Annotated in this window: 15 protein-coding genes and 1 tRNA gene; 9 read left to right on the top strand and 7 right to left on the bottom strand. The window is 57.7% G+C overall.

Annotation, left to right across the window (positions count from 1 at the left end; genetic code table 11):
- Window positions 1–49: 49 nt before the first annotated feature.
- A complete protein-coding gene (locus RHM55_RS19570; protein WP_322177901.1) occupies window positions 50–2107 on the bottom strand; it encodes a methyl-accepting chemotaxis protein in 2058 nt (685 codons plus the stop codon).
- Window positions 2108–2420: 313 nt separating this feature from the next.
- Here RHM55_RS19570 and RHM55_RS19565 point away from each other — a divergent pair, with 313 nt between their 5' ends.
- From RHM55_RS19565 to RHM55_RS19550, 4 genes are all read left to right on the top strand, one after another.
- Window positions 2421–4043, top strand: coding sequence for an acyl-CoA synthetase (locus RHM55_RS19565; RefSeq protein WP_322177900.1), 1623 nt, complete (start codon window positions 2421–2423; stop codon window positions 4041–4043).
- Between the two features lie 139 nt (window positions 4044–4182).
- The gene (locus RHM55_RS19560; RefSeq protein ID WP_322177899.1) at window positions 4183–5955 is read left to right on the top strand and encodes an acyl-CoA dehydrogenase C-terminal domain-containing protein; all 1773 of its coding nucleotides are present in this window, start codon (window positions 4183–4185) and stop codon (window positions 5953–5955) included.
- Between the two features lie 110 nt (window positions 5956–6065).
- The gene (locus RHM55_RS19555) at window positions 6066–7244 is read left to right on the top strand and encodes an acetyl-CoA C-acetyltransferase (RefSeq protein ID WP_322177898.1); all 1179 of its coding nucleotides are present in this window, start codon (window positions 6066–6068) and stop codon (window positions 7242–7244) included.
- Window positions 7245–7364: 120 nt separating this feature from the next.
- Window positions 7365–7441: transfer RNA gene (locus RHM55_RS19550), tRNA-Met, on the top strand.
- Window positions 7442–7681: 240 nt separating this feature from the next.
- On the opposite strand, the gene RHM55_RS19545 is transcribed toward RHM55_RS19550, so the two are convergent.
- From RHM55_RS19545 to RHM55_RS19520, 6 genes are all read right to left on the bottom strand, one after another.
- Window positions 7682–8131, bottom strand: a complete 450-nt coding sequence (locus RHM55_RS19545) for a carboxypeptidase regulatory-like domain-containing protein (RefSeq protein ID WP_322177897.1) — start codon at window positions 8129–8131, stop codon at window positions 7682–7684.
- Window positions 8132–8160: 29 nt separating this feature from the next.
- On the bottom strand, window positions 8161–8721 hold the full coding sequence (locus RHM55_RS19540) for a lipid-binding SYLF domain-containing protein (protein ID WP_322177896.1): 561 nt from the start codon (window positions 8719–8721) through the stop codon (window positions 8161–8163).
- Between the two features lie 388 nt (window positions 8722–9109).
- Window positions 9110–9559, bottom strand: a complete 450-nt coding sequence (locus tag RHM55_RS19535; RefSeq protein ID WP_322177895.1) for a hypothetical protein — start codon at window positions 9557–9559, stop codon at window positions 9110–9112.
- Between the two features lie 242 nt (window positions 9560–9801).
- Window positions 9802–10386: a chromate transporter gene (locus tag RHM55_RS19530; protein ID WP_322177894.1), complete on the bottom strand. Its 585-nt coding sequence runs from the start codon at window positions 10384–10386 to the stop codon at window positions 9802–9804.
- Window positions 10387–10394: 8 nt separating this feature from the next.
- Window positions 10395–10964 carry a chromate transporter gene (locus RHM55_RS19525; protein WP_322177893.1) on the bottom strand — a complete coding sequence of 190 codons (570 nt, stop codon included), beginning with the start codon at window positions 10962–10964 and terminating at the stop codon, window positions 10395–10397.
- Window positions 10965–11271: 307 nt separating this feature from the next.
- Window positions 11272–12375, bottom strand: coding sequence for an AI-2E family transporter (locus tag RHM55_RS19520; RefSeq protein ID WP_322177892.1), 1104 nt, complete (start codon window positions 12373–12375; stop codon window positions 11272–11274).
- Between the two features lie 271 nt (window positions 12376–12646).
- Between RHM55_RS19520 and RHM55_RS19515 the strand changes: the two genes are divergently transcribed.
- From RHM55_RS19515 to RHM55_RS19495, 5 genes are all read left to right on the top strand, one after another.
- Complete coding sequence (locus RHM55_RS19515) at window positions 12647–13042, top strand: hypothetical protein (RefSeq protein ID WP_322177891.1); 396 nt, start codon at window positions 12647–12649, stop codon at window positions 13040–13042.
- A gap of 101 nt (window positions 13043–13143) precedes the next feature.
- On the top strand, window positions 13144–13530 hold the full coding sequence (locus RHM55_RS19510; RefSeq protein ID WP_322177890.1) for a hypothetical protein: 387 nt from the start codon (window positions 13144–13146) through the stop codon (window positions 13528–13530).
- Between the two features lie 404 nt (window positions 13531–13934).
- A complete protein-coding gene (locus RHM55_RS19505) occupies window positions 13935–14207 on the top strand; it encodes a heavy-metal-associated domain-containing protein (protein WP_322177889.1) in 273 nt (90 codons plus the stop codon).
- A 27-nt stretch (window positions 14208–14234) separates the two neighbouring features.
- Window positions 14235–14675 (top strand): DUF411 domain-containing protein, encoded by a 441-nt coding sequence (locus RHM55_RS19500; protein WP_322177888.1) that lies wholly within the window; start codon window positions 14235–14237, stop codon window positions 14673–14675.
- 217 nt (window positions 14676–14892) lie between these two features.
- Window positions 14893–16701, top strand: a complete 1809-nt coding sequence (locus RHM55_RS19495; protein WP_322177887.1) for a copper resistance system multicopper oxidase — start codon at window positions 14893–14895, stop codon at window positions 16699–16701.
- Window positions 16702–16718 lie beyond the last annotated feature (17 nt).

The raw sequence follows: 16718 nt of genomic DNA, 5'->3' as shown, positions 1-16718 counted from the left end.
GCGTTGACCCAGGGCCGCGGATGAACAGACCCGGGCTTACTTCAAACCCCTAGCTCAATTGAAACCGTGCGGTGTTATCACTCAGCGCTCGACTGCCCTTGCTGAGCGTGTCGGCCGCTTGATTCACTGCGCGCGCGCCGTCCAGCAAGCGCCCTGCCGCCTGATCGACCTGCTGGATATTGCCGCTCACTTCGTCAGCCGTGGCAGCCTGCTCTTCTACGGCGGTGGCGATCTGCGCCAAGGTATCGGTCACACCCTGCACGGCATCGGCGATTTCGCCCAGTCGCAGGCCCAACCCGGTCACCGAAGCCGCATCGGTCTCAGCCTGCCCACACGCGGCGGCCATCAGGTCGACTGCCTGACTTACCGTGCTGCGCAGGCTGTCCACTGTTCCCGCGATCTGCGCAGTAGAGGCCTGCGTGCGTTGTGACAGGCTACGCACTTCATCGGCAACCACGGCAAACCCTCGACCCTGCTCACCCGCCCGCGCCGCCTCGATGGCGGCGTTGAGCGCGAGCAAGTTAGTCTGCTCGGCAATGCCGCGTATCGCGTCCACCACCGACTGGATCTGCTGACCCTGCTCGCTGACCCTCCCCAACGCTGCGGCGGTGTCGCTCAAGCGCAGGTTGAGTTGCTGAATACTGGCAGTGGTTCGTTGACTGTCACGGCTACTTTCTTCGGCCACATGGCGGGTGTGCTGGGCGCTTGTCGACGCCTGCTCGCAACTTTTCGCAACGCCTTGAGAGGTGGCGGCCAGTTGCGTTGCCGCCGTGGCGATCTGACTGATCTGTTGCTGCTGCTCCTCGACCTCATCGAGGGTGCGGTTGGACTGGGTGTTGAGGGTCAGAACCGCACTACTCAACTGCAGCGTTTCGTGATCGACGCTCAACAGACTTGTGCGTAACTGCACCACGGCTGCATTGAGTGCTGTGCTGATCGCTGCCAGCTCATCACGCCCTTCAACCGGCACCTGTACACATAGATTACCGTCGCGTAACGACTGCGCCAGCATTGTAATGCCGCTGGCACTGCGTCGGATCGACGTCTGCAGACAGACAAACAGGTAAAGCGCCGCCAACAGCAAGCAACCAAAAATCGTCGCCACGGGGATAAATTGGCGAACCGACTGGTCATGGTAATAGGCCAGACGCACGTCCAACGAGACCAGAGATTGGTGACGCAGCGCCATCAAATCACCCAGCAAGGCATCGACGCTACGTTCGAAACTGCCGGTATCAAGGTTGATGCTGCCACCGAACAGACCGTTATCAAGCACCTTGAACTCGCCGTCCAGACGCTGTTGGCTTTTACGGTATTGATCAGCCCACGGCTGCAGATCGGGCGAGAGCCTGGCCTCTAGGGAGCCCCCGGTTTTGTTCAATTGCTCGCGGGCATCGCCGAGTCGGCTGCGCAGATCACGCATCTGCAAACGGCTTTGCAGGCTGAACTGACCGGACGCCACCGACGTTTGTCCCACGCTGGCCAGACGTCCGACACGCTCGATCAGATCAGGCGCTTGCTTCGTGGACATCTGCATCAACAGATAGGTTTCCAACCAAGGGTCGAGGATCAACCCACTGTCCTGAGCGATTTGTTCGCGCAAGGTTTGCAGCGCACTCAAGGCGGTCGTGAAGCGCTCATAACCGTCCGGCCACCAGCCAACCGTGCGCAGGGCCGCAGAATCCAGTCCAGTGGCCGCACTTTGTAGCTTCTGGTAACGGTCCAGCGTTTCTGACGTCGCGCCGTCACGGTGCAATTCCGCACCTATCAACGTTAGCGCCTGTCCGATTCCGGGGTTGGCTGCGTCGAGCGCGCCCATGGCGTCGCGTGCCGCAGGGGTCGGGTCATGAAGAATGTCGGCGGCTTTCCAGCGGGCTGTGCGGTCACGCTGAGCGGTCAGCAGGTCGTCCAGCGTTTCCAGCGCCAATAACTGGCTAACACCCGCCCTTTCCCCCGCAATCAGGGCAAGTTTGTCGCGATAATCCAGACCAATCATCCATAGACTGCCGACTAACGGCAGCATGAACAGCAAAAAAAGCAGCTGAAACTTGCGGGCAAATCCAAAACGCCCAAGCAGGCGAATACCCGGTGACAAAAGTGCCTGCATGTCCAACCTCTCATCTGGGCCCCCTGTCATCACTTGTGGTCATGAAGGGTGCTTATACAAAACCGGCAGATCGCCATTTTCAGAGTCGATATCGAAGCAATATCTGGACCGCAGATGCCCGCCTTGGCACGCTCTTGGGATCAATTTTTAAACCCGCAAATCACATATAGTATATTTACTATACTGTTAAGGTATTACTTCCATATTTATCTAGAGTTGTTATATAAAACACGCCGGACATAAGTTGATCCCAGCAGTCTATGCTGAAAGGTCACACCTAAAGAGCTAACAATCAGCCACCGAGTACCTTTACATGTCGATTTTTGAACAAGGGCTAGCCCCTAAGGCTGTCAATCATATTGCCTTGTCGCCGCTCAGTTTCATTGAGCGCACTGCCAGCGTCTATCCTGACTACCCTGCCGTGATCCACGGCTCTATCCGCCGTACCTGGGCGCAAACCTATGCGCGCTGCCGCCGTCTGGCTTCAGCGTTGGCGGGTCGCGGCATTGGCAAGAACGATACCGTCGCACTGATGTTGCCTAACATCCCCGCCATGCTTGAGGCCCACTTTGCCGTACCGATGATCGGCGCAGTGCTCAACCCGCTCAATGTGCGCCTGGATGCCGAAGCGATTGCCTTCATGCTCCAGCACGGCGAGGCCAAAGTGCTGATCACCGACCGTGAGTTCCATGACGTGATCCACGCAGCAATCAGCATGCTGGACCACCCGCCGTTGGTGATTGACGTCGATGACCCGGAGTATGGCGAAGGCCAGGCCGTCAGCGACCTCGATTACGAAGCGCTGCTGGCCGAAGGCGATCCCGCGTTCGCCTGGCAATGGCCGGACGACGAGTGGCAGGCGATTTCGCTGAACTACACCTCCGGCACCACCGGTAACCCGAAAGGCGTGGTCTACCACCATCGCGGCGCTTATCTGAACGCACTGGGCAATCAGATGACCTGGAACATGGGTAACCATCCGGTTTATCTGTGGACCTTGCCGATGTTTCACTGCAACGGCTGGTGCTACCCGTGGACCATCACCGCGATGGCCGGCGTGCATGTGTTTTTGCGCCGCGTCGACCCGCAGAAGATTCTGACCCTGATCCGCGAGCATCAGGTCACCCACTTCTGTGGTGCACCGATCGTGCTCAACGCTCTGGTCAACATGCCTGAGTCGGCGAAGGCTGCCATTGATCACCCGATCAATGCCATGGTCGCAGGCGCCGCGCCACCGGCCAAAGTGATCGGCGCAGTGGAAGAGATGGGCATCAAGGTTACCCACGTCTACGGCCTGACCGAGACCTACGGCCCGGTCACGATTTGTGCCTGGCATGCCGAGTGGGATGAACTGCCGCTCGATGAGCGTGCCCAGGTCAAATCCCGCCAGGGTGTGCGCTACCCGACGTTGGAAGGCGTGATGGTGGCCGACCCGAAAACCCTGGAACCTACACCACGCGACGGCCAGACCATCGGCGAGATTTTCATGCGCGGCAACACGGTGATGAAGGGCTATCTGAAGAACCCGACCGCCACCGCAGAAGCTTTCGAAGGCGGCTGGTTCCATACCGGCGACCTGGCGGTCTGTCATCCCGATGGTTATGTAGAGATCAAGGACCGGCTCAAAGACATCATCATCTCGGGTGGCGAGAACATCTCCACCATCGAGCTTGAGAGCGTGCTCTACCGCCACTCGGGTGTGCTGGAAGCGGCCGTGGTTGCACGCCCCGATGAGAAGTGGGGAGAAACGCCTTGCGCGTTCATCACCCTCAAGGCCGACCACCAGAACGTTCGCGAAGCCGACATTATCAGCTTTTGCCGCGAGCATCTGGCAGGGTTCAAGGTGCCGCGCACCGTGGTGTTCACCCAACTGCCGAAGACCTCCACCGGGAAGATCCAGAAGTTCGTTCTGCGGGACATGGCCAAGAATCTTTAACCCTCGGCCCTTTAAACCTCGATAAGGCCCCTACCAAGCGACAGGTCCGACCTGTCGCTTCGGGGCTTTGCACGCCAAAGTGGCACGGCCATCCAAACGTGCCGTGCAATCCATACGCTGTTCCAACGAGGTTCACGTTATGCCTGAATTCAACGCCCCATTGCGCGACATGCGCTTTGTTCTGCAAGAAGTGTTCGACGCTCCAGCCCTGTGGGCACGCCTGCCAGCCTTGGCCGAAATCGTCGACGCCGCCACTGCGGATGCCATTCTCGAAGAAGCTGCAAAGGTCACCGGGCAACTGATCGCCCCGCTCAACCGTAGCGGCGACGAGGAAGGCGCGCAGTGGCTCGAGGGTCAGGTCAGCACGCCGAACGGTTTCAAAGAGGCCTACGCCACCTACATCGAGGGTGGCTGGGTAGGCCTTTCCGGTAATTCTGACTTCGGCGGCATGGGCATGCCGAAGATGCTCGCCGTACAGTTCGAAGAAATGCTCTATGGCGCCAACTCCAGCTTCGCTTTGTATTCGGCCCTGAGCTCGGGCGCTTGCCTGGCCATTGATGCCCACGCCAGCGAAGATCTGAAAAACCTGTACCTGCCTCCGATGTATGAAGGCCGCTGGGCCGGTTCGATGTGCCTGACCGAGGCCCATGCGGGCACCGACCTGGGCATCATCCGCACCCGCGCCGAACCTCAGACCGACGGCAGCTTTAACATCACCGGCAGCAAAATCTTCATCACCGGCGGCGATCAGGACCTGACCGAAAACATCATCCACCTGGTGCTGGCCAAGTTACCGGACGCGCCAGCAGGGCCAAGAGGCATCTCGCTGTTTGTAGTACCCAAGGTGCTGGTCAACGCCGACGGTTCGCTCGGCCAGCCCAACGCGGTCAGTTGTGGTTCGATCGAGCACAAGATGGGCATCAAGGCCTCGGCCACCTGCGTGATGAACTTCGACGGCGCCAGTGGCTGGCTGGTCGGCGAGGCCAACAAAGGGCTCGCGGCAATGTTCACCATGATGAACTACGAACGCCTGTCCATCGGCATCCAGGGCATCGGTTGTGCTGAGGCGTCTTACCAGAGCGCCGTCGCTTATGCCCGCGAACGCATTCAGAGCCGTGCGCCGAGCGGGGCGGTGGCAAAAGATAAAATAGCCGACCCGATCATCGTCCACCCCGACGTACGCCGCATGCTGCTCAGCATGAAAGCCATGACCGAAGGTGGCCGCGCCTTCGCCAGCTATGTCGGACAACAACTGGACCTGGCTAAATTTTCCGAAGACGCCCAGGAGCGGAGCGACGCGCAAAACCTGGTCGCCCTGCTCACTCCCGTCGCCAAAGCATTCTTCACCGACAGCGGTCTGGACAGTTGCGTACTGGGCCAGCAAGTGTTCGGCGGCCACGGCTATATTCGCGAGTGGGGTCAGGAACAACTGGTGCGTGATGTGCGTATCGCGCAGATCTACGAAGGCACCAATGGCATTCAGGCACTGGACCTGCTCGGGCGCAAAGTAGTCGCCAACGGCGGCGTCGCCCTGCGTCAGTTCACTCATGAAATTCGTGTGTTCGCCGACCAGCCCGACACCAAGTATTCCGTGCCATTGCTCGACGCCGTCGAGCGTCTGGAAAACCTCAGCGACTGGCTGCAAGAACAGGCAAAGACCAACCCCAACGAAGTCGGCGCAGCGTCGGTCGAGTATCTGCACCTGTTCGGTTACGTCGCGTATGCCTACCTCTGGGCGCGCATGGCTCAGGTCGCCGAGAGCACGCGCGGCGAAGACGAAGCGTTCTATGGCGCGAAAATCGCCACTGCCCAGTTCTACTTCAGCCGCCTGCTGCCCCGCACCTTGAGCCTTGAACAGTCCATTCGGGCAGGCAGCGCCTCGCTATACGGCCTGGATGCCGAACAGTTCTAACTATTTAGCGTAACGCGGCGCCAGCCTGGTTAGGTGTCCGCGTATTTTTATCGATCTGCCCTCGCCCACTTGGCGAGGGTCGGGGTGACATTCGCCCTATGGAGTATTGAATGCGTGAAGTTGTCATTGTCGCCGCCACCCGTACTGCGGTTGGCACATTCCAGGGCTCGTTGAGCCGCATCCCCGCACCGGAACTCGGGGCTGCGGTGATCCGCCGTCTGCTGGCTGACACCGGCCTACCAGGGCAAGACGTGGATGAAGTGATTCTCGGGCAAGTACTGACCGCAGGCGCCGGGCAAAATCCGGCACGCCAAGCCACGCTAAAAGCCGGACTGCCACATACCGTCCCGGCAATGACCCTGAACAAAGTCTGCGGCTCCGGCCTCAAGGCGGTTCAACTGGCCTACCAGGCCATTGCCTGTGGCGATGCAGAGATCATCATCGCCGGTGGCCAGGAAAACATGAGCATGGCCGGCTACGTGCTGCCAGACGCCCGTACCGGGCTGCGCATGAACCACGCGTCACTGGTCGACAGCATCATCCAGGACGGGTTGTGGGATGCCTTCAACGATTATCACATGGGGATCACCGCCGAGAACCTGGCCGAGCAATACGGCATCAGCCGCGAAGAGCAAGACGCCTTCGCTGCGACCTCGCAACAGCGGGCCTGTGCTGCCATCAACGCAGGGCGCTTCCAGGAAGAAATCACCGCCATCGACATCCCCCAACGCAACGGTGAAAGCGTGCGATTCGAACAGGATGAGCAACCCCGTCCTAGCACCTCCGCGCAAACCCTGACCAAACTGCGACCGGCCTTCAAGCCCGGCGGCACCGTCACGGCGGGTAACTCGTCGTCACTCAACGATGGCGCCGCAGCCGTCATGCTGATGAGCGCAGACAAAGCCTCCGAGCTGGGCTTGCCGATACTCGCGCGAATCGTCACCGCCGCCAGCGCAGGCGTCGATCCGGCGATCATGGGCATCGGCCCCGTGTTCGCTACCGGCAAAGCGTTAAAGAAAGCTGGCTGGACGCTGGCGGATGTCGACCTCATCGAAGCCAACGAAGCCTTTGCGGCCCAAGCCCTGGCCGTAGGACGCGAACTTCACTGGAACAGTGACAAGGTCAACGTCAACGGCGGCGCCATCGCCTTGGGCCACCCTATTGGCGGATCAGGCTGTCGGATACTCGTCACCCTGCTGCATGAAATGGTCAAACGTGACGCCAAAAAAGGCCTCGCCACCCTCTGCATCGGCGGAGGCCAAGGCATCGCGTTGCTCATTGAACGCTAGGCCAGCCCCCATAAACACCCGTTTCACAGGCCCTGCAGCCTAACCGCTTGATCACACGCATAAATTTTCACTAACAACGCTTGACACATATTCGTTATCCGCGAATAATGCGCGCCACTTGGCTACATAGCTCAGTTGGTTAGAGCATAGCATTCATAATGCTGGGGTCCGGGGTTCAAGTCCCTGTGTAGCCACCAAGTACCGGTTTACAGACGTCTACAGCAGTCTATAAACCACCTCAAGAAGCCCGCCTCGTGCGGGCTTTCTTGTGTCTGGGGTATCGCGACTGGACGCCAGCGTTCTGTGGCGTTCACAAATTTCTGTTATCCAGAAAACCCGAAAGTTGATTCTTTAGCGCACCCTCATGCAGGCTTTTTTTGCCCGTCATCATCACGCGGCTTAATCTTTACGACTTTTACCCCTCAGCAAACTCAGGGCTAATCACTCCAGTGAAGATTCACCGTACCGGTCGACGAACCTTCCAGCACGACGGTACTTCGTTTCTCATGGCCATTCTGGCTGGCGATGATGAGATAGTTATCTGCTGGCAACTTAACGTAAACGATGGGACCCACCTGACTCAACGACACTATAGAGCGGCCTTTGGCAGTCTGAATCACAACATCAACGCCACTGAGGTACTTATTGTCCGGCCCGATGGAGAAGGTGATGTGCAGGTTGTAACCCTTGACCTGCTGGATGGCCTGCGACTCGTCCTGGCCAACGCCACCAGACAGATAGGTGATGCCGTTTTGCTCCTTCGGCTCCAACTGCACAGCCGACATATCAATCGGTACTTCGTTGGCGGCCTGCAGTACCACAGGAGAGAAACTCAACAGCACGGCAAGGACAACTCTTGAAGGCGTTAACCCACGGACGGAAGTCACAATGAATACTCCTCAGTGTTATGGCCAGATTAGCGTTTGATCAGAGAGATTTTGGTTCCTTCAATGCTGACGCCCGCCATCAACCCTTGCTGATCGAACACAAACGCATACGCATCATCCTTCAGCGTCGAGCTCGACAGATTTTTTGCGAGCCCTTCATCAACGAGGACAACGGTTGGCCCTACGCCAATTTCCCAGCCCTTGGTTTCGCGCACATACTTCACCGCTTTTTCGGTCATCAAGAACAGCACATAGCCGTATGACTGCGCGCCTGCTTGTAGCCCCCATGACCCGGTCACGGAGTTGTAATAGCCCTCCACTTTCGAGCCTCTCAACAACTCGCCTTCACCATAACTGCCTCCAAACACAAGGCCCGCTTTGACAATATTAGGGAATACGAGCACAGCCTTGGCACTGCGCGAAATGGTCTCGGCAGATGGATTAGTTTTGTAGAGTGCTTGTAAGGCCTGCCGGGAGCTTTTATCCAGGTCCTCGGCAGTAGCAGCACTTGCGCTATTCAGGAAGGTCGCCGATGCCAGCGATACGGTAAGCAGGATAATCGAGAGAAAGAACCGGACTGACGTTGTCATTGCTGTACTCCTATGGTGGCAATAGAAGGGATGTGACAACAGTATCCGGCATAGACCCTACAGGCTCTGCAGCCTCAGGGTCGGAGTCCGGCGCCATGGGGGCCCGCACTACGACCCCTTACGTTGAGAGGCTGGCTCAAGAACGCCATGATCACCATCACCCTAAACATGGCTGTACTACCGGTCATCATCTACCAGCGATCTACTGTTCTCAACGCTGAGTCTAGTTGCTGTGCCACGTTTGCTCGGTAGCAAATACAGCGCCCGACGAATGGCACAGGCTCCGCACTTTCAACGTGGACGAGCACCCTGGTTAGAGAAATGGGCAAGAGAGATCTTTCTGACGCCGGGCTTGCGGCATTGAACTGCTTGCCCGGCCACGTTGAAATTAACGGTCTTGTTTGGTCGTTGATATGGCTGCGTTGGACAACCCTTTGGCATTGTGATCGCCCGGCGTGGTGCCAGAAATCGACGTTGCCTTGGACAGCCCACGAGTATTTTTAGAGTGCGCGACGCCAGAAGTGATCGAGCCGCGGTCATCCTTATCGGTAAGGGCATTGCCGATATGCTGACCGCTTACCCCTCTGTCCCTCACGGCCTTTCCATCATGATCGCTGCTCAACCCGTTGCCCTGCCCATTGCTCCCGGTTCCGCCAGAGTGCCCGCTACCTCCGCTGCCGCTGCTACCGCCGTGACCGCCAGCGCCACCGCCACCATTGCCGCCGCCATCTTTTGCATGGGCTGAGGAGATGAACGAAAACTCACCGGGCAGCATGGATATCGCTGAAAACACCATCAGACATGCCGCAACAGCCATGCGCTTTTTTGTTATAAACATGACAACTCCACGAAGTTAGATTCAACGCGAATGTGACAGTTTTCACACGATTAGGTTCATAGCCAAGGAACAACAGAACGTGGTGTGTCTAGCCCGGCCCTGCGCCGGTTTTTTTCCATTTCTGCGACATGCTTTTCACGTCGCGTTCACTCCAGCCTCGCTAAATTTAATCTACTCCTTTGAAGAACTCCCTTGGCCCGCCCTCATCCGCGGGCTTTTTTTTCGCTTATTCCGTGCCAGGATTAGATCCATCCAAAGCCCCCCAGCACGGCTCCCGCCGCAATCAGCCAGAGCAAGTGGACCTTGGTTCGCCAGACAAGCAAAGCAGCGACCGCAGCCAGCAAGCTATAGCCCCATTCCCTAGCCGGATCGCCGAGCCCGACGATGAGTAACCAGCCAGTCGCCAAGAGCGTTGCAATCACAAAGGGAGCCATTCCAGTCTTGAAGGATCGAACTGCCAACAACTTGCTGTTGCGAGCGATCCAACCAGAGCAGAGATAGCTAACGATCAAAGCGGGGAGCAAAAAGCCCAGCAGGCTAAGCACCAGACCGAAACAGGCCGGAATCAGTGCCGGCCATCCAGCGCCGATCCCACCCACGGAGTTAAGGCCAACGTTCCAACCGAGCAACGCCACAAATAGAACGTTGGGGCCTGGCAGGGCTTGAGCGATGGCCATGGAAGAGGAAAATTGCAAGTCGCTAAGCCAATGCTGTTGATCGACTAAATAGCGGTGCATCTCGGGCGCCGGGCTCATCGGGTTACCCACTGTAAGCAATGAAAGCGAAACAAAATGCAGTAATAACGAGACCCAATCGAAGGCATGCATTGTGACGCTCATTCCGATGGGTCCTCAGAGGCATGACGCTCGCTGCGGACTCTGAAGTGCCGAAAATACGAATAAAGAATGCCAGCGCCCCCAACCCCCAGCAGGACCCAATACAGCGGCCATCGCATAAGTGCAAGCGCCACAAACCCGACGATCACCAACAGGATCGACGCCGTCCAACCCATTGGGTTAAGCCGCAGAGCCGAGAACAAATTCAAGCTGGTTCCCACTATCAGACCGGCCGCTACAGCACTTACGCCTCGGAAAGCGCCTTGAACGAAGGCCAGATCAATCACGTGGGCATACTGGGATGCCACGATAAGAATCAGAATCAAAGGGGCCGCCAACAGCCCAGCCAGTGCCGCGACGGCTCCGCCCAAGCCGAAGTGCCGCCGTCCGAACGCCAAGGCAAGATTCATCACGTTGGGACCCGGCAGGATTTGCGCGACCGCAAATTCTTCGACAAATTGCTCGCGTGTCATCCATTCTTTTTTATCAACCAATACCCGTTGAGCCACAGGCATCACTCCACCAAACCCTTGGAGGGTCAGCGCAGAGAACGTCAGGAAAAGGTCCATCTTCGATTGAGGTGAATGAGCCATCGTGATTCATGCCATGCGTTGTGCTCTGAGCGGCGGCGCCCGCGGGCCGGGCTGATGGCGCAACAATCTGTATTGCGTAGAGCCCGCATTTATTCAAGCCTTACCACATCTGCGACATCCCTTTCACAAGACTTTCACGGTGTAGAACGCACATTGCAGGCTACTCTCTCGTGATAGATTTTTTAGCCCGCCATCGTGCGGGCTTTTTGTTTCTGCAGACCCCGTCAGGAGTCACTGGCCTCGGTGAGATGATGGGGACCTGGATGGGGATGAGCCCGTGGCATCAAGGCTGGTTCTGATCGTCCGGCCCGCCGCCTTGCGGCTGGTCCCTCACCCATTGCCAGAACAACTGATAGCCGACCGCTAGCATTACCGGGCCGATGAACAGGCCTATGATGCCGCTGGCGACCATACCGCCCAAGGCGCCGATCAGCACCACCGGCATCGGTACGTTGACGCCACGCCCCAGCAGCAGTGGTTTGAGTACGTTATCGACCAGGCCGGCAACGAAGATATAGATGGCGAACACAATGGTCGCCGTGGTGGCACCCTGAGTGACGAAAACGTAGACGATCACCGGGAGGGTCACCAAGGTGGCCGGTAACTGCATGATGCCTATCAGCAGCACCGCCAAGGCGAGCAGACCCGCACCGGGAATGCCCATGAGCACAAAGCCGACGCCGATCAGCAGCATCTGGATGAAGGCGATACCCACCACCCCCAACGCCACCGCACGAATGGTGGCGGTGCACAGCTCGGTGATTTGCGGCCCCTTGATGGGACCGGAGATGCGCGAAGCGATCTGCACCGCACTGCGGCTCCCCCCCTCGCCATACGCCATGACGATACCGGCGATGATCAGGGCGCAGAAGAATATGAGGAAGCCCATGCCGACGCCTGCGAGCTTACTCAACAGGGTGAGGCTGACGTTTTTGATTTGCGGTATGAATTTCTGCGTCAAACCGGGCAGGTCGGTGGCCGCTTGCAGCCAGAGACCATGCAGCGGCTTGCCCACCAGCGGCCAATCGGCTATCGAGTCGGCCGGTGGAGAAATATGAAAACTGCCGCTTTTGACCAAGGTGACGACACTCGCCACCGAGTCAGCAATCGAGGTGCCCAACAGGTAAATCGGCACCATGAGGATACTGATGGAGACCAGCACGATCAGCGTCGCGGCACGCCCCTCGCTGTGCCCCATAATACCGATGAGCCTGCCCTGCAGCGGGTAGAGAGTGATCGCCATGATCACCGACCAAAGCATCAGATCGATGAACGGACTGAATATCCGGAAACAGAACATCACCAGTACGGCAATCAGCCCGGCACGAATCAGTACATCGAGCAGACTACGGGAAAACGCCTTCTCGGAGTTGAGCGTGGGCCCCATTGATTGCCTCCTTGCAGACCGTTGCAAAGGTATGAAATCGGTAACATCAGCATAGACACCTCTCAGTAACAACAACATCAAACTCATCCACCGCGAACAGCGCAATCAGTGGCGCAAGTGATACCGGGAAATTGGAGCGAAAAATTCGAGCGTCCCCTTCTCGGCTGCACACCATAGGCTGTGCTTTACTTGATATGAATCAAGGGTGGCACTTCGAGGTAGCGTATGTTGAGTGCGCCACCACCCGTTGACCTATTGTCGGGGATGTATCATGTTCTGGTTTCGCTATCACCAATCAGCGTTCATGCGCTTCGCCATCGTGTTGTGGGTGTTAGCGTTTGGTCTGGCCGCGACCCAGGGATGCCTGACACAGCCCAGCCACAATCCCGCGACAACCCACGTCTCGCTCAACACCGTGCAAGATGACGATAGCCACGACGCCCATCCCCTTGGCTGCATCGAACACTGCGCCGATGCGGCGATTGCCGTGAGCCCTTCACAGCACCTTCAACTGTTTGACCTGTCCAGTTGGACGTTTCTGTTACTGATCCCTGCACTGCTGATTTTTTACCCCGTCAATTCCTCTGCTTTTGCCTTTCTTGCATTGCGGCGCCCTGCCCCTGCCAGACCGCCCGCTCGCCTGATTTTCGTCCGTTTCACTATTTAGACCGACCTTCTGCGCGCCGAATTCCGGCCGCACTTCTTGGCTGCGCCACTCTGGCGCGGCTTTGTATCGCCTGTGTTGCCCTTACCCTTTGGAGATTTGCCATGCATATGTCATTGAAACTGATCCTCGCTGCCCTGCTCATCAGTAGCCCACTCATGGCCTCGGCCGCCGACGAACCACAGCCAGAGCCGTCGTCGACCACGCCAGCTCAAACAAGCGAAATGCCCATGCAGAACAAAGCCATGACTGAGCAAATGCAAAAAATGCAGGCGGCGCACGACAAAGCGGCGGCGGCCAAAACCCCTGCCGAGCGACAGGCCGCCATGCAGGAGAACATGAAGACGACGAAAGACAGCCTGGGCATGGTGCAGAAAAACTGTAATGGCATGGGCATGTCCGGCAACAAAGACGGCATGGGCATGATGAGCATGATGATGAAAATGATGGATCAGCAATCGAGCATGATGGCGATGCCCATGAACCAGTGATCCTGGCGATAGCGTCGTGCATTGAACCTGTGCGACGCCTCACGGGATACCACGTCCTCAGGAGTACAAAAACATGATCAGTTCACCGCACTCAACTGATCCCCCCAACATTTTTGAGGAGTAAACCCGGCGTAGCGTTGCCCATGCGGCTGGTGATCACCTTGTTCTATCTGGCCAGGGAACACACGACCCTATGTTGGGCCTACCGATCCTAAGGAGGCCTGGCGACGCGCTGATCGGCGTCGGTGGCATTCAATGTATTGCGCCTGCGCAAGGTTTCGATGGATTGAGTGACGAAGGCCCTTGACCTTGTCATAGCGACAAGGTTGAGGATAAATCCAAGGCCACAGAAAAAGCCGCATACAGCTGTCCTTCCACGATCAATTTTTTGTGAGGCGTCATCCATGAAAACCGTTGAACTGCAAGTCCAGGGCATGAGCTGTGGCTCATGCGTCAAACATGTCTCCGAATCACTACGCTCACTTGAAGGCGTCAGTGACGTGGCAGTGGATCTACCATCCGGACGGGTGAAGGTCAGCGGCGGTTCGGACAGCCATGCGCTGCTTGCAGCCCTGCAGGACGCGGGCTACCCGGCACAACTGGCGGCAGTGGAAAGTGTAGCCAGTAAAGAGATCTCAGGTTGTGGCGGGAACGGCGGTGGTTGCTGCTGCCGGTAAACGGTCTTTTTAAATTGGAGAGCTCCCATGAATACCAAACTTCGTATTGCTGTTCTTACTGCACTCTTCATGGCAGGCGCAGCACAAGCCGCTGAAGTCATCGACGTTTACCGCGACCCTAACTGTGGCTGCTGCGAGGAGTGGATCAAGTACCTTGAAGCCAATGGCTTTAGCGTGCGCGACCATGTCGAACCCAACATGAGCGAAGTCAAACAGCGCCTCGGCGTGGCTCCGCGCCTGGCCTCCTGTCACACCGCGATGATTGACGGAAAATTCGTCGAAGGGCATGTGCCAGTGGCACAGATCCTTGATCTGAAGAATCACCCCGACCTCGTTGGAATCGCGGTGCCCGGTATGGTATCGGGTTCGCCCGGTATGGAGTATGGCTCGACCAAACAGCCGTATCAGGTGATAGGTCTGACCGATACCGGTAATGATCGGGTAATCGCGGATTACCCAGGCAATTGACGATGACCTTTGGGGGGAACACATGGCGCCCGTCGGAGCGGCCAGATAACAAAAGCTGTTCAATCTCCGCGCGAGCCTGACCGCCCTTGCCAACCTGACTGAAATGTAATCATCCGCGTGCCTGTCATGTGGCATCTTGCTCGCTAAATAGCGGTTGGCAGCGGGTCCCTGAGGCGAATCCGTACCTGCCTGGATTCTGACTTATTGGATACCGTTCATGCATTCCAGAACATCAAGACGTACCTTCGTGAAAGCCTTGGCTGCGGGCGGGATACTCGCAGGCTTTGGGCTGTGGCGCAGTCCGGTGTGGGCGATTACCAGCCCGGGCCAACCGAATGTGCTTGCCGGCACTGATTTCGATCTTTCTGTCGGTGAGATGGGCGTGAATTTCACAGGTACTCCACGCACCGCCATGACCATCAACGGCAGCCTCCCTGGGCCGCTGCTGCGCTGGCGCGAAGGCGACACGGTGACCCTGCGGGTCAGAAACCGGCTCAAGGAAAACACCTCGATCCATTGGCACGGGATTATTCTGCCGGTGAATATGGACGGTGTTCCGGGCCTGAGCTTCCACGGAATCGAGCCAGGTGGCCTGTACGTGTACTCGTTCAAGGTCAAACAGAACGGCACGTACTGGTACCACAGTCACTCCGGTTTTCAGGAGCAGGTCGGTGTCTATGGGCCAATCGTCATTGATGCAAAAGACCCCGAACCCTTCAGCTACGACCGCGACTATGTGGTGATGCTGTCCGACTGGACGGATGAAGACCCCGAGCGGGTCATGAAAAAGCTCAAGAAACAATCCGACTACTACAACCAACACAAGCGTACCGTCGGCGACTTCATTGACGATGTCAGCAAGAACGGCTGGTCCGCCACCGTCGCAGATCGAAAAATGTGGGCGCAAATGAATATGAGCCCCACGGACCTTGCCGACGTCAGCGGCGCCACCTACACCTACCTGCTCAACGGACAGGCTCCGGACAGCAACTGGACTGGCCTTTTCCGGCCTGGCGAACGGCTAAGGTTAAGGTTCATCAATGGCTCGGCAATGAGCTACTTCGACGTGCGCATTCCCGGCCTGAAGATGACCGTCGTCGCGGCAGACGGGCAGCACGTGAAGCCGGTCAGCGTTGATGAGTTCCGCATCGCCGTGGCCGAAACTTTCGATGTGATCGTAGAACCCACCGAAAACGCGCACACCCTGTTTGCCCAGTCGATGGACCGCACAGGTTTCGCAAGAGGAACATTGGCGGTACATGAAGGGTCTTCAGCCCCTGTACCGCCGCTGGACCCACGCCCGCTGGTCACGATGAGCGACATCGGCATGGGTGATATGGGCGGCATGGACCATGGCGACATGAAGGGCGCTGGCCAGGATTCGATGCAAGGCATGGAGGGCATGGACCACAGCCAGATGGCGGCAGGTAGTGACGACTCCATGCAGGGAATGACGGGCATGGATGGCAGTTCGATCCAGGGCATGAGCGGCATGGGCACCATGGAACCCCACCCAGCCTCCGAAGCTAATAATCCACTGGTCGACATGCAGACGATGAGCCCCACGCCGAAACTCAACGATCCCGGCATGGGCCTGAGAAACAACGGCCGCCGGGTACTGACCTACGCAGATCTGAAGAGCACGTTTCAGGACCCGGATGGCAGGGAGCCAAGCCGGACGATCACCTTGCACCTGACCGGGCACATGGAAAAATTCTCATGGTCCTTCGACGGCATCAAGTTCGAGGATGCCGAGCCGCTTCGTCTCAAGTACGGAGAGCGCGTCAGAGTTGTCCTGGTAAACGACACCATGATGATGCACCCCATTCACCTGCATGGGATGTGGAGTGACCTGGAGGATGAAAACGGTGAGTTCATGGTTCGCAAACACACGATCGACATGCCGCCGGGAACAAAACGCAGCTATCGCGTGACCGCAGATGCCTTGGGACGATGGGCCTATCACTGCCATCTGATGTACCACATGGAAATGGGCATGTTCCGCGAAGTCCGCGTGCAAGAGTAGGAGAACGGCATGAACGT

The organism is Pseudomonas sp. MH9.2, assembly GCF_034353875.1.
Classification (GTDB): domain Bacteria; phylum Pseudomonadota; class Gammaproteobacteria; order Pseudomonadales; family Pseudomonadaceae; genus Aquipseudomonas.
The sequence above is the reverse complement of the archived record's forward strand: the minus strand, read 5'-3'. Positions and strand labels throughout refer to the sequence as shown.